The following is an 18772-nucleotide window of genomic DNA, read 5'->3' on the forward strand; positions in this document are numbered from 1 at the left end:
AAGTATTTTCAAAAGCTAATTGGAGTGATTTTATTCATGATGGGATAAATGATCTGGCCAAAAATGATTGAGAAATAGTTGCTAAAAAAGCGTTTGCATGATACTATATATTGAAAGGAGGTGATAATATGGTAGAACAAAGAAAATCAATTACCATGAAAGATGTTGCTTTAGAAGCAGGAGTTAGTGTTGGAACAGTTTCACGTGTGATTAATAAAGAAAAAGGCATTAAAGAAGTAACTTTAAGGAAAGTTCAAAGGGCTATAAAAACATTGGACTATATCCCTGATAATTATGCTCGAGGTATGAAAAAGAATAGAACAGAAACTATCGCTTTGATTATTCCGAGCATATGGCATCCATTTTTTTCGGAGTTTGCCTATCATGTTGAGAAAGAGTTATTAAAATATAATTATAAATTATTTATTTGTAACGCTGATAGCGATTCACAAAATGAAATCGAATATATCGAAATGTTGAAACAAAATAAAGTGGATGGAATTATTGGTATTACATATTCTGATATTGACAAATATATTTTATCTGATTTACCGTTTGTAAGTATAGATAGACATTTTTCGGAAAATGTATGCTATGTTACTTCAGCAAATTACAAAGGAGGACAAACTGCAGCAGAGGAACTGGTTAGAAGGGATAATAAGCACCTTGCTTTTATTGGTTCAATTAATATGTATGAGAATGAGACTATACTCAGAAGTAAAGGATTCAGAGAAAAAGCTAAGGAATTAGGAGTAGATGTCTATAATTTTGAAATGAAAGAACCTTTAATAAATCCTGAAGATCAGATAAGAATTTTTTTGCAATCTCATAAAGAAATTGATGGTATATTTACAATAAATGATATGATGGCTCTGAGAGTTATTAGTGTTATGAAAGAACTGGGGAAAATAGCACCTGATGATTACCAGATAATTGGGTTTGATGGTTTAAAAACTTCTGTCGATCAATCTTATCTAGTGTCTACAATAGTTCAAGATATTGGTATGATGGCAAAAGAATCTGTTGCAATGATACTGAAAATGATTAAGCGGGAAGAGATTCTAGAAAAACGAATCGTAATTCCCACATATTTTTGGGGAGATAAAACAACAAAAAAAATTAAAAAAGCGCTTGACAATTAATGAAAGCGCTGTTATAATATAATCAACAAATGAAACGTTTCAAAAACAGGCTAGAGGCTTGTTTAAAAAATAAATAAAAAATGAAACGTTTCAAAAAGGAGGAAAATGATGCGTAAAGGTACAATGTTATCTGTTGTTGCGGGGCTATCGTTAGCTATACTTGCAGGTTGTAGTGGAGGAACTAACTCAAAACAAGCGAGTTCTTCAAATGATATTAAAGTCTGGGTACAATTCTCTGACGAAACCAATGAAGGAAAAGCTTGGCAAAAAGTTGTTGATAACTTTAATCAATCAGGAAAAAGTAAGTACAAGGTTGTAACTGAGTATATTCCTCGTAGTGGTAGTGGTGGAGGATATGAAGACAAGGTTAATGCTGCTATCACGACTAATAGTCTTCCAGATGTTATTACCCTTGATGGACCAAATACGGCAGCTTATGCAAAATCTAAAGTGATTACTCCGCTAGATGATTATCTAAAAGATAATAATATGGATGATGTTTTGGACAGTATTAAACAACAAGGAACTTATGATGGCAAATTCTATGCATTTGGATTTTCTGAATCGAATGTTGGTGTTTATTACAACAAAAAAATGTTCAAAGAGGCCGGAATTGCGGAATCAGAGCTTCCAACGCTAGAAAAGCCATGGACATGGGATGAATTTAATACGATTGCTAAAAAATTGAAAGATCATTATAACAAACCGGCAATTGATTTTCGTATTAATTCAAACGATGAAATGTTACCATATGCTTATATGCCGTTGATTTGGTCAAATAATGGTTCTGTCGTAAACGAAGATGGAACAAAGGCAGAAGGATACTTCAACTCAAAAGAGAGTGTAGAAGCAGTTCAATTCATTCAAAATCTTGTAAAAGAAGGTTACACAACTGTTAGTCCAGTCGAAAAAGGTTTTGAAACAGGAGAGTATCCAATGCTTTTGAGTGGTTCTTGGACGATTGCTGACATGAATACAAACTACAAAGATATTGATTTTGGTATCCTTCCTTACCCAGTATCTAGTAAGACGAAAAAATTAGTATCCCCTTCAGGTAGTTGGCAATTAGCTGTTACGACAAAATCTGATAAAAAAGAGGCAGCATCTGAATTTGTTAAATTTGCTACAAATACAGAATCAAGTGAAATTATTAGCTTGGGGAATTCGGTCCTTCCGATTCGTAAATCTACAATTGAAAATATCAAAGATAAAGTGACCGAACCAATGCGTTTCTTGATGGAACAAAATTCAAAAACAGCTCATGCTCGCCCAGTTGTCGTAGCATATCCTCAGGTTTCTCGAGCTTTTCAACAAGCAATGCAAGATATTAGCTATTATGAAGAAAATCCAAATGTGCAAAAAGTCTTGGATACTCGTACAAAAGAAATGCAAACTGCTATTGATCAGTCACTCAAATAATCTGTAAAAAGGAAGGAGGAAGGAAAATATTTGGAACTACCTTCCCCTTTCTTGTTAATAGCCTAGTTTGATATATATGATTAAAGGAGATGGATATGAGTAAAGAAACTGTTGTGGATACAAAAAGACGTGAAAAAATAAAGGATAACATACTAGGTTATAGTTTTTTAGCTCCAGCTTTAATTTTATTAGGTATCTTTTTAGTAATTCCAGTTGGAATGGTCATTTATTACGCTTTTACAGATTATTATTTGTTGACACCAGATGAAAGAAAATTTGTTGGACTTGAAAATTTTATTCGATTAATAAAGGATCCGATTTTCTTAAAGAGCTTCTTGAATACGTTGAAATTTGTTGTTTGGATTATTCCAGTTCAATTGGGAGCAGCCTTAGGAATGGCTTTGATTGTTAATAAAAAGCGCAAAGGGAATATGTTTTTTAAAGTGGCTTTTTTTGCTCCAGTTGTCATGTCCTTGGTAGTTATTTCTATTCTTTGGCTTTATCTTTTAAATCCAAATAGTGGCTTATTAAATGCTATTTTAAATAAGGTAGGTATTGCTTCTCAACCTTTCTTGACTAGTCCTAAACAAGCTATGTATGCAATTGTTTTTGTTTCTGCTTGGCAGGGTGCAGGTTATCAGATGCTTTTATTTTTAGGAGGAATGCAGAATATTCCACAAGATGTATATGAAGCTGCTGAATTGGATGGATTCTCAAAATGGGCTCAGTTTCGTTATATCACGATGCCCCTACTAAAACCAACAGCACTGTTTGTATTGTTAACAACTTTAATTTCTGCTTTTAAGCTGATTGTACAACCAATGGTTATGACGCAAGGTGGGCCATTAAACTCAACAATTACTATGGTGTACTATATTTATCAACAAGGTTTTACTGATCGTCTTGTAGGATATTCTAGCTCAATCGCTTTAGTATTTACAACGTTAATTGGTATGATTAGCTTAGTACAACGTCGCGTTCTGAAGGAGGATGACTAAGATGAAACGATTTAAACCAACAACAATCTTAGAATATATTCTGTTAACTTTATTGGCAGGACTCTTCCTTTTTCCTATGGTTTGGATGGTAGTTTCAGCTATGAAGCCAGAAGCGGATGTTTATAAAAATTTGACTAGTTGGCAAGCCTTCTTACCAAGTTTAAATCCCGCTGATTGGTTTAAACCTTATCAGGAAGTATTTGAGCGCTTTAGTATTTTTACATATCTAGGGAACAGCATTTTTTATGCTGGAACGTTTGCTATTGGTTCTATTATTGTCAATGCACTGGCCGGTTTCGCTTTTGCAAAAGTAAATTTTTCAGGTAAGAAAATTTTATTTGGTTTCTTACTTGCTTTACTTATTATTCCAGTAGAAACTGTGTTAATTCCACAATTTACCATTATCAATTCCTTAGGTTTGGTCAATAATCGTCTTGCAGTTATTATTCCAGGATTGGCGAGTGTATTTAATATTTACTTATTTAGGAATTTCTTTATTGCAATTCCAGAAGAGATTCTTGAGTCTGCAAAGATGGACGGAGCAAGTATCGTTAGAATTTTCTTTAGAATTATGCTTCCAATGTCTAAACCTGCAGTTGCTACAGTTGGTGTTTTATCATTTATTTCAAGCTGGAATGATTATATTTGGCCATTGATGGTTTTGACAGATTCTTCTAAATTTTCAATGCAGGTTGCAATTACAACTATTAATACAACTCAACCAGTTTATATCAATCAGGTAATGGCTGTATTAACTATTTCAACGATTCCGTTGATTTTGGTCTATGTAGTCGCTCAGAAATATATTGTTCAAGGTCTGGGTGGTTCCGGAACTGGAATAAAATAGGATATACTTATGATAAATAAAACATTTACAGTAGAAAAAGCCAATCGTTTTATAGCAGAAAATAAACATCTTGTAAATACTCAATATAAGCCTGAAGAACATTTTTCAGCTGAGATTGGCTGGATCAATGATCCAAATGGATTTGTCTATTTTCGTGGAGAATACCATCTCTTTTATCAATTCTATCCTTATGATAGTGTTTGGGGACCTATGCACTGGGGTCATGCTAAAAGTAAGGACTTGGTGACTTGGGAGCACTTGCCGGTGGCACTTGCTCCTGACCAAGATTATGACCGAAATGGTTGCTTCTCAGGCTCTGCCATTGTCAAGGATGATCGCCTCTGGCTCATGTATACTGGGCATATCGAAGAAGAAACAGGTATTCGTCAAGTGCAAAATATGGCATTTTCAGATGACGGGATTCACTTTGAAAAGATTGAACAAAATCCAGTTGCAACTGGAGCAGACTTGCCAGATGAGTTAATTGCAGCTGATTTCCGTGATCCAAAACTCTTTGAAAAAGATGGACGCTATTACTCCGTAGTAGCTGCCAAACACAAAGATAATGTGGGCTGTATCGTTCTACTAGGGTCCGATAACCTAGTAGAATGGCGGTTCGAATCCATCTTTTTAAAAGGGGTAGAACACCAAGGCTTTATGTGGGAATGCCCAGATTACTTTGAGTTAGATGGGAAAGATTGCCTTATTATGTCACCCATGCGTTATCAGCGTGAGGGAGACTCATATCATAACATCAACTCATCGGTTTTGTTTACGGGTAAGGTAGATTGGGGAGAAAAACGTTTTATCCCAGAATCAGTTCAAGAAATTGATCATGGGCAAGACTTCTATGCTCCACAAACATTGTTGGACGATCAAAATCGTCGTATCCTGATTGCTTGGATGCAGACATGGGGACGTACCCTTCCAACCCATGACCAAGAACACAAGTGGGCATGTGCCATGACTTTACCTAGAATTCTAAGATTGGAAGATGGCAAACTAAGACAATTCCCTGTTAAAAAAGGCCAATATCAAATCCAAATAGATAAAGATTGTCATTACCATTTAGGAAATGATACAGATTATCTTGAATTTGGTTATGACAGTAATGCGCAGCAAGTTTACATTGATCGTAACCATCTTGTTCAAAAAATTCTAGGTGAAGAAGAACAGGACACTAGTCGACGGTATGTAGATATTGAAGCTAAAGAATTGGAAGTTGTTCTAGATAAAAATTCCATCGAGATTTTTGTCAATCAAGGTGAAGCAAGCTTGACTGCAACTTATTACTTAACGGTGCCAGCGGAGCTATCACGAATCGATTAAAAAATAAGTTATTTCTCCTAAAGAAAAAGTTCTCTTTCTAGCAAAATGGAAAGAGAACTTTTTTCTAATTAAGCAGAGCATATTTCTGTTTAAACAACTTAATTTTATCATTACAGTAAGTGATTAAATCTTGAGCTTTTTCAAGTGTATAGCCTTTTTCAGATACAGATTTCACTTTCTTCTCATCAAAATAGTAGCCAGTCAAACCAGTGATTTCTTCTGATAATGTAAGATAGTAACCTGTTTCAATTCCCTCGTCTAGATTTTTGGAAAATGACTTCATCAAGCGTCCGAAGAGAGACTTTTTCGTCTTTTCAACACTGGAATCATTCCCCAAATTGGTTGAAATCAAGCCAGGATGGTAAGAATTGACGGTGATGCTTAAACCTCTTAAAAAGAAGTCTCTTGCCAGATAGCGTGTCATCCAAATAGTGTAGAGTTTGGAATTATTGTAGGCCAAACCAGGATTGTAGTTCGTCTCAAATCCAAAGTCTAAATCCTTAACCTTAGCAAAATGATGCATATAGGAAGAAGTATTAATGACACGGCCGTCAGACGCTTTTTCTAACAAGGGACCTAGCTTAGTTGTTAAAATATAGGGAACCAGAACAGATAACATAAAGGTCAACTCGACATTTTCAGCACTCGCTTTTCGTTCTTTTCCAGCATAAAGGCCTGCATTGTTAAACAAGACATCAATACTTTGAAATTCTCTCTTGATTTCCTCTACAAATCGATAAACATCATCTAATTTTGAAAAATCTGCAAGGTAGCTAGAAACTCTGCCTCTCAAGGAAACGGTCCTAACCTCTTGAAGCGCCAGCTCAAGTTTTTGAGGATTTCGACCATGGAGGATGACATGATGCCCTTCACTAGCCAATTTCTTTGCCAAATGTTTACCGATACCGTCAGTAGCACCTGTAATCAGAATAGTTTTGACCATCTTAGTCCTCCAAGAAAGCAATGACTTTTTTTGAAAACTCCTCTGCATATTGGAAGATCGAACCGTGACCAGCATTTGGATAGATGATCAGCTTACTATTTTCGATTTTTGCATGCATATCGTAAGAATTTTCCGTTGGAACCTGCATATCCTTGTCCCCGTTGACGATTAAGGTTGGTTGGATGATAAATTTTAGGTCGTCTTGCGAATCTTTCCCCCAACGTTTAATAGCTTTGAGTTGAGTTAGGAATCCTGATAGGTTCATATCTTTATCCGCAAATTCCTTTGTTCTCATACCCATTCGTCCTAGGACTTTCAAGGATTCAATTTTCCCTTGATCATCATGATTATAGAAGATATAGCGTTTAGGATCGATGCGCTCGAGTCCAGCTTTAAACATATAACTAAAGGTTTTCCCTGTGACCTTATCGACCTCTTTTCCACCTCGAGGTCCTGTTCCAGCCAAAATCAAACGGTTCACTAGAGTAGGCTTGATTCGGATGATTTCTTGGGCAATCATACCTCCCATAGAAAGGCCAAGAAGATTGATTTTATCGTAACCAAGCGCTTTTACAAAGTCAATTGTCTGCTCAGCCATTCCAGGAATCGTCGAAGCAACTTTGCCCTGACTGGCTCCTACTCCAGGAAGATCGACTACAATGACATGGTGCTTTTCAGCAATCAAGTCTAAGAGTTTAGGATCCCAGTTATCGAGAGTTGCTGCCAAATGGACCAGCATCAGAAGAGGTAGTTTTGATTTGCCTTTACTAAGTTCGCGATAAGCGATTTTGTTCCCGTCGACCGTGATGTATTGATTTTTAGTTGTAAGATATGACATTGTGTTTTCCTTTTTATTTCTTAAAGCTGAGGACTGTTTTTCCACGTGAGCGACCATTAGCGACCTTGTCTAATGCGCTATTTACCTCTTCAAATGGATAAACTGTATCGATAGAGGGTTTGATTTCTAATTTACTAAAGAGGTCAGCTACCTCTTGTAATTGAGCGCCATTGCTTTCTACAAAGATAAAATGATAGTGGACGCCATATTTTTCCGCCATCTTATCAAATTTGCGACCTGCTAAGCCAAGAATCATCTGTTTCCATTTTGGTAGATTCATGCGTTTGGCAAAGGCACCGTTTGGCATGGCACGAAGGGAAACAAGATGACCACCTTTTTTCATGATAGACATTTGTTTTTCAGTTTCAGCCCCACCAAGTGTATCGAGGACATAATCAACCTGGCTAACAGTTTTTGTATAATCCTCTGTTTTGTAATCGATAAATCTATCTGCTCCTAGTTTCAGAACACGCTCAGCACTATCTCCAGCTCCATTGGTGATGACCTTCAAACCTTTGGCCTTGGCAATTGGAATGGCCATTCCACCGACACCACCAGTCCCACCAGAAATAAAGATCGTTTTCCCAGCTTGAGCGCCCATGAGTTCAAGAGCCTGTATAATGGTCAAGGCAGTAAGAGGAACAGAAGCAGCCTCCTCGTCTGATAGATAGTCTGGAACCTTGGCTAAGGCTTGGCTATCGACAGCTACGTATTCTGCAAAGGCGCCGATATGATCAAGTGGCAGACGGCCAAAGACACGGTCTCCTATCTGAAAGTTGTCAACTTGCTTGCCAATGCTTTCAACGATCCCACCGACCTCGTTACCTGCAGTTTGAGGAAGTTTGTAAGGAACAATCATCTTGACCTCACCACGAGAGATCATGTTATCGAGAGGATTAACACCGGCTGCGGTGACTTTCACCAATACTTGTTTGTCTGTAATACTTGGTTTAGCGATTTCTGTGATGTTCAGTGTGATATTGTTTTTGTTATAAGTAGTGTGTTGTGCGGCTTTCATGTGATTTCTCTTTTCTTTTTCTATATGATTTTATACCTGTATCTGATACAAGTATATGTTATTTCCAGTAAAAACTGACTTGTTATCAAATCAGTTTCGGACTTGTTTAGCTTGTTTATATAGATTGTCAATGACATCTTCTAAAGTTTGATTTGCTAATTCCTTCTCTAATTGAGATTCGGCACTAGCGAAAAGCGGTGAAACTGCTCCTTGGATATGTTTTCCAACAGGGCAATCAGGATTGCTATTTTGATGAACAGGGAATAAACTAATGTGATTGATTTCTTGAGTAGCATAGTAGATCTCTAGTAAAGTCATTTTCTTTGGAGACTTACTGAGTTGATAACCTGTTTTTCCTTGCTGGGAATGAATCAAATCTGCATTTTTCAATAAGGCAATCACTTTTCGAATGTAACTAGCGTTAGTCCCAACACTAATAGCTAGTGCTTGAGAACTTAAGGTTTCCTTGCTTTCACTAATCATTGTTAAGATATGCAAAGCAACTGAGAATTTTGTATCCATATGAATCCCTCTCTTAATAAACTTGTATCAGATACAAGAACAAGTATAACATAAATTAAAAGAAAAGCAAGTCTTTTGTTTTAAATTTTAAAAAATTTTGAGTGCAATCAGATTAGAGCTGTCTGGGAAGGGTGTTCATAAAATTATACCGTTGATATCCATTAGTTGACCAAAAGTAGAACAGATACACAAAAAAGCCTTGTAAATCAAGGCTTTTTCCTGTTGTATTTAGATGCCCCCTACAGGGATTTGGAAAGGACTTTCATATTGAGAGCAATTAAAAATATTGAAATATAAGTGATTTTAGGTATTTTCAATGTCAGGATTTAAAAATGGGGCAAAAGTGGGGCAAAAACGAATGACTCGTATTTGGTTTGAAAACCTATAATACCTAATGATTATGCTATTCTAGATATATAGTTTTGTTATAAATAAATGTCAGTGCGAGATCAAATTGGAGGATAAAATGGAAAAACAAATTAATGAAAAAAAAGCCTTGGTTCCCAAAGCTTTTTAATCTTATAAACTCATTAAAACAACTCCCAGTAAGGTGTGGAATGTTTTTTAGTCTGTGTCATATAAAAATAAATAGAATGAATAGCTATAGCTAGAGCTAAAATGGTTGTAATACTTACTACTATTATAGGATTAGAAGCAAAGATTAAAGAGAGAATCAAGGCAGCCAGATAGAGTGTAGCTTGGACACAGTAGTAACTTTTCGAATAGCGAAGATAGTGTTTGTTATAGGGCCCATTTGCTAGGACAGCAGCTTGGAAGAGGCCAATTCCGATATAAAAGAAGCTGGTTGCAAAGAGACGATTAGCTTCAGGATTCTGAAGAAAGCCCATCGATACAGTCATCATCATAAGTCCAATGAAAATAGGATAGTGACTGTAAATTAGAAATAGCCCCTTTTGATTAGATTTTTGATCAATAGCATGGTCGAATTGACCAAAATAAAACAAGAACAGAGAAATCATAATAATGAAATAAAGAACCGAATAAATCGAGAAATTCTCGATTGTAAAGAGGTTAGCTAGCTCCGTAATCATCTCTCCAAACGTAATAATGACAAGAAGGGAGATGCGCTCGATTAAATGGGGGAGATTTACCTGGTAATGCTTATCTTTATTAAGCAAGATACTTGGCATAATAAATGTTAGCAGAATACTAACATAAAGGATATAGACTCCAATGTAAATAGGAAGAAGAGCTGCTAGATAGATTTCTAAACTTCGTAGACCTGTTATCCATAGAAAACCTTTGATACTTTCCCTATGAACATTATCGGTTGATTTTTTAAAAAACTCAACCAAATATTGAAAAAATAAGGTAAGGGTTAATGTACCAATAGCCCAACAGACATAATGAAAATATTGTTGCCAATCATCTTTAATCAAATTGGCTATAAAGAGTAAAATTCCCATTTTGATAAACATGATTACTATGTTAAATAAAGAGTTCTTTCCATAGCGATTGGTATAATCGGTTTGAATCATCCAGGAATCGATGAGAAGCAAGACAGACATGAAAAAATCAAGCAAAGAATTCCAAGTCAAAATACCGTTATGAAGATGGTGAATTAAAGCAGTTACTTTTGAAATCGCAAAAACAAAAACTAGATCATAAAAAAGTTCTGAATAATTTACACGTTTATGTTTAACAAGAGTTGTCATCTTAAGACCTTTCTATTTTAGAAGTACAATTTATTATAACAGAAAATGGTAATAAAAAAAAAGGAGATGCTTAAATAACTTCATGTGACGCGAATGAACTGCGCCACAAAAGTTAGGTTTTTTCTGTCTAACTTTTGGGGTGCAGTTCAGAAGGGGTGTTTTTTCTATCGTTTTTTAGTGCTAAGACTACACAAAAAAGCCTTGATTCCAAGGCTTTTCCTGTTGTATTTAGATGCCCCCTACAGGGATTTGGAAAGGACTTTCATATTGAGAGCAATTAAAAATATTGAAATATAAGTGATTTTAGGTATTTTCAATGTCATGATTTAAAAATGGGACAAAAGTGGGGCAAAAACCATACAGATTCTAAACTGTATGGTTCTTTTTTTATCTAACCAAGAAAGGTTAAAACTTATTAAAACAAATGCAATCAACTGTTGAAAACTTTTTAGTCCGTGTAATATAAAAACAAGTAAAAAGTTGAACTATAGGGAATATTGTGTCATAATAGGTAATAGATGAATAATTAATAGATTGGAAATAATGCTTTCTTACCTTAACAAGTTGAATTGGTTATACATTTTTTCGTCGCAATTGTGTCTATCTCTCGAGTTTAGCTAGTTTTTATAAGCTCTGGTTTCTAATCAATATAACAAATTTTAGAAGTGCATAAGACAAGATGGTGACATTACTACAGTCATTTCTAGTCACCATATGTTGCTGGCACAGGCTGTTTGTAGTGTTGGCTATTTACTAGTCAGTTTAATCGGAGTGTTTAATTTTTATTGTTGAAAGGTTTTTATATGGCGAAAATTCTATCTTTAGGTCTGACAGGTAAGAAATTACTTGCTCAGGGGTTCTTGTTTGTTCTGCTAGGTCTCATCTTGATGGTCACGGGGACTTGGTTGCCAGTAAAGGTTATTCGACTGGTTCTGTTTTTAGCTTGGATAGCAACGGTCTTAGATTTAGTATTACGTATTTTCAAAAAAAGTCAGTCAACGGACACCTTGGGAGTTGCACTGGTTAAATTGTTAGTGCTGGGATATTTGCTTGGCTCCAATCTTGCGACGGATGTGCCGATTTATATTTTGGCTCTTGTGATTGGAGTTTATCAGATTTTTCATGCTAGTATTAACCTTGTCACCTATGTTCTCTACCGCAAAAACAAAATTCGACCTCGTTTTCGTCTCTTACTAGATGGACTCGTACTAGTTTTTCTTGGTGGGACTAGTCTTTTGTCCTCTACAGGAAATTCTGTCTTTCAACTCTTTGTTTTAGGGGCTTATTTTTTCCTTTATGGTGTGTCCAATATCCGTGATGGTTTCTTGTTTGAAGAGGAAATTGGGAAAAACCATCTCAAACGTCGTGTAAGAATGAGCTTACCTATTGTCCTAGCCGCTCTCATCCCTGCAAGAACTTTAGCAAAAGTTAACAAATTTATGCTGGAAAATGCTGATGAGGAAGAAGATATCCATCTTGGAATAGTGAAGTCTGGTAAGACAGCAGAGCTAGAAATTTTTGTTCATACAGCTGAGACCTCCCTGTTTTCAGCTATTGGTCATGTGGATATCTGCTATCAGGGCCGTATTATTTCTTATGGCAACTATGATCCGTCATCTGAGACCTTATTTGGTATGGTAGGAGATGGTGTCTTATATTTCTGTGACCGTGACAAGTACATTGACCTATGTAAACGTGAGAGTCAAAAAACGCTTTTTGGTTACGGGATAGATTTGACGCCTGAAATGGAAAAAGCAGTTCAGAAAAAGTTGGCTGAATTGAAACAACTGACGATTCCATGGGAGCCAAGTGCAGATAAAATCATGACAGGTGATGGTAAGGAAGACTACACCTACGCTTATAAAATCAGACATGAGACAGATGGGGAACTTTATAAATTTATCAAATCTAAGTTTAAATCCTACTTTGTCTTATCTACAAACTGTGTGCTCTTGGCTGATACCATAGTCGGTCAGGCTGGCACCGATATCCTCTCACCCAAAGGATTTATCGCTCCAGGAACTTACCAAGCCTACCTTAATCGAGAGTTTGAAAAACCAAATAGTATAGTCGTATCTAAACATGTTTATTAAGGAGAATTTATGAACTTAGTAAAAAAATACACCCCGTTAATACTTTTTATAGGGCTGGTTGCTCTTGTAATTCTGAATGCATCGAGCTTTATATCAGGAGCAATCTCTCTCTTTGATGTAATATCAACCTTGATTTATGGTGCTGTTATTGCTTTTGTGCTCAATGTTCCCATGAAAAAAATTGAACAGTACTTAGTTAAATTGAAGGTAAAGGCAGAGTTGCGTCGTCCGATTGCCATGGTACTTGTTTTCCTAGCTCTTATCTTAATCGTGATTGCTCTTTTGGTTTTGGTGCTGCCAACCCTAGCCCAGACTATTAGTCAGCTGGGAACAGTCCTTTCAACAGTCCTTACTCAACTTGGGAAATTGCTAGGCAGCTCGGAATTTGTAACCAAAGACATGTTGTCAACTATCGTATCAGGAATTCAGGGACAGTCTAGCTCTATTAGCCAAGCTTTGATAGGTTTTTTATCAGGTCTGACTAGTAATATCGGCAATATTTTTTCAAGTTTGATGAATGCCTTTTTGATTATAGTCTTCACCTTTTTATTTTTATCCAGTAAGGAACATTTGGCAGCGATGACGAGTCGACTTCTAAAAGTTTTTCTTCCAGAGAAGGTGGTGATAAAGTTGACTTACATTGGACAAGTAGCACTAGAGACTTATGACCAATTTTTGATGAGTCAGCTAATTGAAGCAGTTATCATAGGAGTTATGATAGCGGTTGGTTACAGCGTGTTTGGGATACCCTATGGAGTAATGACAGGTATCTTTGCAGGAGTGCTATCGTTCATTCCTTATGTAGGGCCTATGATTGCTTGTGTTGTGGGAGCGATTTTTATCTTCACAGTGAGTCCTACTCAAGCCTTACTTTCTCTTCTTCTATATCAAGTTATACAGCTGATTGAAGGAAACCTTATTTATCCTAGAGTTGTAGGTCAGTCTATTGGTTTGCCAGCCCTTTTCACGCTTGCGGCTGCTAGTATTGGAGGCAATCTCTTTGGCTTACTTGGGATGATATTCTTTACACCGATATTTGCTGTTATCTATCGATTGGTTAAGGAATTTGTCGTTGCAAAGGAAAATCAGGTAGATTAAGAAAAACTAAATTTAATAAGATATACTGAGAAGAGAGTGAGAGATTCTCTTCTCTTTTATTTTTAAATACTTTTCTACAAAAAGCTATTAGACGTTAAAAAAAGCCTTGGTTTCAAGGCTTATTTCTGTTGATTTAGATGTGCCCCCTGCAGGGCTCGAACCTGCGCCCCATAGCTTAAGAGTCTACTGCTCTACCAACTGAGCTAAGGAGGCAACAGAAAAAGCTGAGAATGTAACTTCCCAGCTATTTTAATATGCCCAAAATGGCAGCTAGATTATTTACGAAAGGCATCAAGGATATAGGTGAAACCAACAATTAAAAATGCAAAGGCAACGACATAAACGACAAAGACACTTGTAGCTACTGGATTGAACAAAATCACTAGACCTAGTAAAAATGCAAGCAACGCTATCCACATGATATGGTTGCCAATAATAGGGAAAATCAATCCCAGACGATTGCCTTTAAAGAAAGCTATAATGGCTTCTACAATTAACCAAATTCCTAAAATAGTTGGAATGACAACTGGCAGCGTCACAAAGCCATAGGCAACGAGGTAAAGAGCTAAGAGAAGATTAACAATCCCTTGGAAAAGATGAGCTGGTGAGCGAAGCTCTTTTGGTACAGAGAAATAGCCTAAAATAGCTGCTATAGAAGAAACCAGTAAACCAAATGCAATCCACCAGCTGTAAGCAACAAGATTAGCTACTGGGTTTGTAAATAGGAAAAGTCCTAAAAGGACAAAAACAACTCCTGCAAGGAATAGCAGTAAACGATTAGAAAATTTCATTTCAATACCCCCTATATAGTATAGTTTGATAATAAAAATATTATACACCTTTTTAGAGGAAATGTCAATAAACAAAATGGAAAATTTGGAAGTTTCAGTCTGATTTATGAAAAGAAAATCAGTTTTTATTATTTTGAAAATAAAAAGAGAAGATAAAATTTGTCTTCTCTACATGAAAATATTGTATGGAATCAAAGCAAAAGTAACTGGCTTTACACTATTTGTAAAGATGTAATTTGATTCAAAAAGAAAAGATAGATTTAAAATGTGGGACAAATGATGGGGTAAATCAGTTATAGACAAGCAAAAAAAGCCTTGATTTACAAGGCTTTTTCCTGTTGTATTTAGATGCCCCCTACAGGGATCGAACCTGTGACCCACGGATTAAGAGTCCGCTGCTCTGCCAGCTGAGCTAAGGAGGCAAAGAAAAAAGCTGTATTGGTGCCGAAACTTCACGGTTTGTATTGAACCCGCGCAATTAAGCAGGTGGGCAACTCGCTCTAACTGAAGCTGTTTCCGTGTGAGACGGCCTACATGCTGTTAGAAGACTTTTGTTTCCCTAATAATACAAAAAATAGTCGGTCAACACTTAAGTGTGAAGTCGTACACCACAGCGTTTCTATGTTTATATAATACCACTTTTTCAAAAAAAATCAAGAGGAAAGTGCAATTTTTTGAAAAGGATTTCAGATTTTTCGCAAACGGTCGATAGCTTCCTTTCTTTGAGCCAAAGCCCGTTCATATTTACCAGTATCTTCTGCTTGGAAATAGTGATGATTACGAATTTTTTCTGGTAGATAGTCTTGCTTGACCCAATTTCCAGGGTAGTTGTGTGGATAGAGATAGTCTTGGGCATTCCCCAGTTCCTTGCTTCCACTGTAGTGCCCATCACGCAGGTGCCGAGGAATAGGCAAGTGCCCTGATGTTTTGAGGTCAGCAAGTGCCTTATCCATAGCCACATAAGCTGAGTTGGATTTCGGAGAAAGGGCCAAATCAATCACGACATTGGCAATGAGAATACGGGCTTCTGGGAAACCAATCTTCTGGGCAGCATCCAGAGCAGTCACGGTGTGAATCTGGGCTTCAGGATTGGCCAAACCGATATCTTCATAGGCGATAACGGTCAAGCGACGAGCGAGACTTGGCAGATCACCAGCCTCAATCAAGCGGGCAGCATAGTGAAGACTGGCATCAACATCTGAGCCACGGATAGACTTTTGCAGGGCTGAGAGGACATCGTAGTGGCCATCTCCATCCTTATCCATAGTGATGTAGCTTCGCTGCAGGCTATTTTCCATGATGTCTAGAGTGATATGGCGGATGCCCTTGTCATTTTCGGGAGTAGAAAGAACAGCCAAGTCAAGTGAGTTGAAGGCAGAGCGAAGGTCTCCGTTTGTAGAGGTAGCAATGAAATCCAGCGCATCCTCATCTAGTTCTACTGGAAAATCAAAACCACGCTCAGGGTTACTTAGAGCTATCTGCAGGGCCTCTTTGACGTCTTGGTTAGACAGAGGTTCCAACTCAAAAATTTGAACACGGCTACGAATGGCAGGAGTGACAGAGAAGAAAGGATTTTCAGTCGTAGCGCCAATCATGATGACCAGACCACTTTCCAAGAGAGGTAAGAGGAAGTCTTGCTTGGTTTTATCTAGTCTATGAATCTCGTCTAGTAATAGGACGAGACCACCAGAGAATTTAGCCTCTTCCGCAATTTCTTGCAGTCGTTTTTTACTATCAACTGTCGCATTGAAAGTTCGAAAGGCATACTTAGTAGTCCCTGCGATGGCAGAGGCAATACTGGTCTTGCCGATTCCCGGAGGGCCATAGAGAATCATGGAGGACAGGCGGTTGGCTTCTACCATGCGGCGGATGATTTTTCCTTGTCCGACCAGATGTTCCTGACCGATGACCTGGTCGATGGTTTTAGGGCGCATGCGAAGCGCGAGATTGTCTGGCATAGCAGTCCTTTCTAACGTAGATTTTCTGATACATATGTGGTAAGATGGTAGTATCTATTTTAGCATATTTCCGAGCAATCGGGGCGATTAAAGAGTCGCATAGAAAGAGGTCAAAATGGCAACATACGGATTTTTAGATGTTTTAGAGGAAGAGTTGGAGAAGAACTTTCCTTTTGACTTTGAGATTAGTTGGGACAAGCGCAACCACGCAGTTGAAGTGAGTTTTCTATTGGAAGCGCAAAACGCTGCAGGTGTGGAGATGGTGGATGAAGATGGAGAGGTTTCGTCAGATGATATCCTCTTTGAAGAAGCAGTCCTTTTTTACAATCCTGCCAAGTCAACCGTCAATGAAGAAGATTATCTGACTGTCATCCCTTACCTGCCTAAAAAAGGATTTTCTCGTGAATTTTTAGCTTATTTTGCCCTTTTCCTCAAAGATACTGCCGAGGTCGGGCTAGATGCCCTCATGGACTTTTTGGAAGATCCAGAAGCAGAAGAATTCGTCATGGAATGGAACCAAGAAGTTTTTGAAGAAGGAAAAGTTGGCTTGGAAGAGGGGGAATTTTATCCTTATCCGAGATACTAGGAGTTGGTTGGAGATTTTATGAAGAAAATTGGGATTTATTTGGTTTATGTGCTAGCTGTTGTCTTTATTATGCTGGCTTTTGCTTGTGGAACAATCGCATTTGCAGAGCTGGGGTATTCCGCAGTTTTAGTCTTTACTTTTGGTTATGCCTTCGCTCTTCTAAGCATGTATTTAATCTTTATTCTTCATGAGCTGGGACATGCTTTTTGTGGCTACTTGACAGGCTATCGGCTGGTGGCTTTTGGATTAGGACATTTTATTTTGACCAAAAAATCAGGCAAGTTTCGTCTTAGTAGAACAGCCATTCTGAAAAATGTTGGTGCTCAATACATTGGTTTAAAAGAGGATGAAAGCGATCAAAGCATCATCCTGATGCTTTCAGGAGGCTTGATGGTTCATCTCAGCTTGATATTATTGGCGATAGTGTTTGGGTTTTTGACAAGAAGCTGGTATTTTGCAGGGACTTGGATTTTTCTTAATTTGTCTTTCTTCCTAAATAACATTTTGCCAGTCGGCATCACCGATGGAGCAAAAATTTGGGAATTGCTACAACACCCTGAAAATACGAAATACGCCTACCTGATGTTGAGGCATTCTGCCCAGACCTTGCTAGCTCCTCAAGAATATGATTTAAAAGACTTTATCATGCCTGTTGATGAGGAGGTGAGAGGGAGTTTTGCAGAAAGTGTTCAGACTCTTCAGGGGTTGGTATTCATATTGGATGATAATATAGAACTTGCAAAGCAACAGTTTCAGTCTGTGTTAGATAAAACAGACAATCCAATGTCTAAAACTAGTTCTCAATTATACCTTCTTCAAGTTGCTCTGATGGAAGGAGATAATAAGAAGGCGGAAGAATATGCAAGTATTCGAGGAGTCAAATCCTTTTTATCTCTAAAAACAGCAGATATGCAGGTCATTCAAGCTTGGTATCAATTTAAGGTAAAGAAAGATGTAGTTCAAACTCACAAGGCTATGAAGATTGCTAGACAGAAAATGAATAGCAGTCGGATGTTACGGGATGAGAAAAGCTATTATCAAAACTGGTTAGCTGAGCTGGAAAAGGAATTAACCGAAGGAGTCTAATATGGAAATAGAACTTACTGATTTCCAAGGTTGCAAGATTGCCTTATTTTGTGGTGATAAGCTACTGGTCATCTTACGCGATGATAAGGCAAGCATTCCCTGGCCCAATATGTGGGAACTGCCCGGTGGGGGACGCGAAGGGGATGAAAGTCCTTTTGAGTGCGCAGCGCGTGAAGTTTATGAAGAACTGGGGATTCGTCTGACTAAAGATTGTCTACTTTGGGCGAAGGTTTATCCAAGTATGCTTTTTGCGGATAAACAATCCGTTTTTCTAGTTGGCAAGTTGACACAGGAGCAATTTGACAATATCACCTTTGGTGATGAAGGACAGGGTTATCAGCTCATGAATGTTGAGGAATTTCTTAGTTCCAGTCAAGTTGTACCTCAGTTGCAGGATAGAGTGAGAGATTATATGGAGGAAGTTTGAT

Annotated in this window: 17 protein-coding genes and 2 tRNA genes; 10 read left to right on the forward strand and 9 right to left on the reverse strand. The window is 37.4% G+C overall.

All coding sequences use genetic code 11. The features are described 5' to 3' along the window. Positions 1–128 precede the first annotated feature (128 nt). From RYK12_RS03050 to RYK12_RS03070, 5 genes are all read left to right on the forward strand, one after another. Positions 129–1142: a LacI family DNA-binding transcriptional regulator gene (locus RYK12_RS03050; RefSeq protein WP_223336293.1), complete on the forward strand. Its 1014-nt coding sequence runs from the start codon at positions 129–131 to the stop codon at positions 1140–1142. Between the two features lie 108 nt (positions 1143–1250). Next, positions 1251–2561: a sugar ABC transporter substrate-binding protein gene (locus RYK12_RS03055; RefSeq protein WP_001225466.1), complete on the forward strand. Its 1311-nt coding sequence runs from the start codon at positions 1251–1253 to the stop codon at positions 2559–2561. A 95-nt stretch (positions 2562–2656) separates the two neighbouring features. Continuing rightward, positions 2657–3559 carry a carbohydrate ABC transporter permease gene (locus RYK12_RS03060; protein WP_000032530.1) on the forward strand — a complete coding sequence of 301 codons (903 nt, stop codon included), beginning with the start codon at positions 2657–2659 and terminating at the stop codon, positions 3557–3559. A 1-nt stretch (position 3560) separates the two neighbouring features. Beyond that, positions 3561–4406, forward strand: coding sequence for a carbohydrate ABC transporter permease (locus tag RYK12_RS03065; protein ID WP_000819520.1), 846 nt, complete (start codon positions 3561–3563; stop codon positions 4404–4406). 9 nt (positions 4407–4415) lie between these two features. Beyond that, positions 4416–5735: a glycoside hydrolase family 32 protein gene (locus RYK12_RS03070; protein ID WP_314846858.1), complete on the forward strand. Its 1320-nt coding sequence runs from the start codon at positions 4416–4418 to the stop codon at positions 5733–5735. 64 nt (positions 5736–5799) lie between these two features. On the opposite strand, the gene RYK12_RS03075 is transcribed toward RYK12_RS03070, so the two are convergent. The 5 genes from RYK12_RS03075 to RYK12_RS03095 form a co-directional block, all read right to left on the reverse strand. Further along, positions 5800–6678 carry an SDR family NAD(P)-dependent oxidoreductase gene (locus tag RYK12_RS03075; RefSeq protein WP_314846860.1) on the reverse strand — a complete coding sequence of 293 codons (879 nt, stop codon included), beginning with the start codon at positions 6676–6678 and terminating at the stop codon, positions 5800–5802. A 1-nt stretch (position 6679) separates the two neighbouring features. Continuing rightward, positions 6680–7516, reverse strand: a complete 837-nt coding sequence (locus RYK12_RS03080) for an alpha/beta hydrolase (protein WP_314846862.1) — start codon at positions 7514–7516, stop codon at positions 6680–6682. A gap of 13 nt (positions 7517–7529) precedes the next feature. Beyond that, a complete protein-coding gene (locus tag RYK12_RS03085) occupies positions 7530–8534 on the reverse strand; it encodes an NADP-dependent oxidoreductase (RefSeq protein WP_024056548.1) in 1005 nt (334 codons plus the stop codon). Positions 8535–8624: 90 nt separating this feature from the next. Next, positions 8625–9056, reverse strand: a complete 432-nt coding sequence (locus RYK12_RS03090; RefSeq protein WP_000379854.1) for an Rrf2 family transcriptional regulator — start codon at positions 9054–9056, stop codon at positions 8625–8627. Positions 9057–9586: 530 nt separating this feature from the next. After that, a complete protein-coding gene (locus RYK12_RS03095) occupies positions 9587–10732 on the reverse strand; it encodes a low temperature requirement protein A (RefSeq protein ID WP_314846865.1) in 1146 nt (381 codons plus the stop codon). Between the two features lie 803 nt (positions 10733–11535). Here RYK12_RS03095 and RYK12_RS03100 point away from each other — a divergent pair. Next, positions 11536–12825, forward strand: a complete 1290-nt coding sequence (locus tag RYK12_RS03100) for a DUF308 domain-containing protein (protein WP_314846867.1) — start codon at positions 11536–11538, stop codon at positions 12823–12825. 9 nt (positions 12826–12834) lie between these two features. Then, the gene (locus tag RYK12_RS03105; RefSeq protein WP_004250750.1) at positions 12835–13923 is read left to right on the forward strand and encodes an AI-2E family transporter; all 1089 of its coding nucleotides are present in this window, start codon (positions 12835–12837) and stop codon (positions 13921–13923) included. A 140-nt stretch (positions 13924–14063) separates the two neighbouring features. Here the strand turns inward: RYK12_RS03105 and RYK12_RS03110 are convergent. From RYK12_RS03110 to RYK12_RS03125, 4 genes are all read right to left on the reverse strand, one after another. After that, a tRNA-Lys gene (locus RYK12_RS03110) sits at positions 14064–14136 on the reverse strand. A 62-nt stretch (positions 14137–14198) separates the two neighbouring features. Beyond that, positions 14199–14714: a DUF308 domain-containing protein gene (locus RYK12_RS03115; RefSeq protein ID WP_000672739.1), complete on the reverse strand. Its 516-nt coding sequence runs from the start codon at positions 14712–14714 to the stop codon at positions 14199–14201. Positions 14715–15063: 349 nt separating this feature from the next. After that, positions 15064–15136: transfer RNA gene (locus RYK12_RS03120), tRNA-Lys, on the reverse strand. A gap of 264 nt (positions 15137–15400) precedes the next feature. Continuing rightward, positions 15401–16672: a replication-associated recombination protein A gene (locus tag RYK12_RS03125; RefSeq protein WP_001113232.1), complete on the reverse strand. Its 1272-nt coding sequence runs from the start codon at positions 16670–16672 to the stop codon at positions 15401–15403. 115 nt (positions 16673–16787) lie between these two features. Between RYK12_RS03125 and RYK12_RS03130 the strand changes: the two genes are divergently transcribed. From RYK12_RS03130 to RYK12_RS03140, 3 genes are read left to right on the forward strand one after another with little or no spacing between them, the layout of a single operon-like run. Continuing rightward, positions 16788–17258, forward strand: a complete 471-nt coding sequence (locus tag RYK12_RS03130) for a DUF3013 family protein (protein WP_000257122.1) — start codon at positions 16788–16790, stop codon at positions 17256–17258. An 18-nt stretch (positions 17259–17276) separates the two neighbouring features. After that, a complete protein-coding gene (locus RYK12_RS03135) occupies positions 17277–18344 on the forward strand; it encodes a M50 family metallopeptidase (protein ID WP_215804913.1) in 1068 nt (355 codons plus the stop codon). Position 18345: 1 nt separating this feature from the next. Further along, positions 18346–18771 carry an NUDIX hydrolase gene (locus RYK12_RS03140; RefSeq protein ID WP_314846871.1) on the forward strand — a complete coding sequence of 142 codons (426 nt, stop codon included), beginning with the start codon at positions 18346–18348 and terminating at the stop codon, positions 18769–18771. Position 18772 lies beyond the last annotated feature (1 nt).

The sequence above is a fragment of the uncultured Streptococcus sp. genome (assembly GCF_963518475.1).
Classification (GTDB): Bacteria; Bacillota; Bacilli; order Lactobacillales; family Streptococcaceae; genus Streptococcus.

Bases quoted from the DNA above. Each gene is read 5' to 3' on its own strand.
- RYK12_RS03060 (WP_000032530.1), top strand. From the start codon at position 2,657: ATGAGTAAAGAAACTGTTGTGGATACAAAAAGACGTGAAAAAATAAAG.
- RYK12_RS03125 (WP_001113232.1), bottom strand. From the start codon at position 16,672: ATGCCAGACAATCTCGCGCTTCGCATGCGCCCTAAAACCATCGACCAG.
- RYK12_RS03135 (WP_215804913.1), top strand. From the start codon at position 17,277: ATGAAGAAAATTGGGATTTATTTGGTTTATGTGCTAGCTGTTGTCTTT.
- RYK12_RS03070 (WP_314846858.1), top strand. From the start codon at position 4,416: ATGATAAATAAAACATTTACAGTAGAAAAAGCCAATCGTTTTATAGCA.
- RYK12_RS03050 (WP_223336293.1), top strand. From the start codon at position 129: ATGGTAGAACAAAGAAAATCAATTACCATGAAAGATGTTGCTTTAGAA.
- RYK12_RS03085 (WP_024056548.1), bottom strand. From the start codon at position 8,534: ATGAAAGCCGCACAACACACTACTTATAACAAAAACAATATCACACTG.
- RYK12_RS03055 (WP_001225466.1), top strand. From the start codon at position 1,251: ATGCGTAAAGGTACAATGTTATCTGTTGTTGCGGGGCTATCGTTAGCT.
- RYK12_RS03105 (WP_004250750.1), top strand. From the start codon at position 12,835: ATGAACTTAGTAAAAAAATACACCCCGTTAATACTTTTTATAGGGCTG.
- RYK12_RS03095 (WP_314846865.1), bottom strand. From the start codon at position 10,732: ATGACAACTCTTGTTAAACATAAACGTGTAAATTATTCAGAACTTTTT.
- RYK12_RS03065 (WP_000819520.1), top strand. From the start codon at position 3,561: ATGAAACGATTTAAACCAACAACAATCTTAGAATATATTCTGTTAACT.
- RYK12_RS03140 (WP_314846871.1), top strand. From the start codon at position 18,346: ATGGAAATAGAACTTACTGATTTCCAAGGTTGCAAGATTGCCTTATTT.
- RYK12_RS03130 (WP_000257122.1), top strand. From the start codon at position 16,788: ATGGCAACATACGGATTTTTAGATGTTTTAGAGGAAGAGTTGGAGAAG.
- RYK12_RS03100 (WP_314846867.1), top strand. From the start codon at position 11,536: ATGGCGAAAATTCTATCTTTAGGTCTGACAGGTAAGAAATTACTTGCT.
- RYK12_RS03075 (WP_314846860.1), bottom strand. From the start codon at position 6,678: ATGGTCAAAACTATTCTGATTACAGGTGCTACTGACGGTATCGGTAAA.
- RYK12_RS03115 (WP_000672739.1), bottom strand. From the start codon at position 14,714: ATGAAATTTTCTAATCGTTTACTGCTATTCCTTGCAGGAGTTGTTTTT.
- RYK12_RS03080 (WP_314846862.1), bottom strand. From the start codon at position 7,516: ATGTCATATCTTACAACTAAAAATCAATACATCACGGTCGACGGGAAC.
- RYK12_RS03090 (WP_000379854.1), bottom strand. From the start codon at position 9,056: ATGGATACAAAATTCTCAGTTGCTTTGCATATCTTAACAATGATTAGT.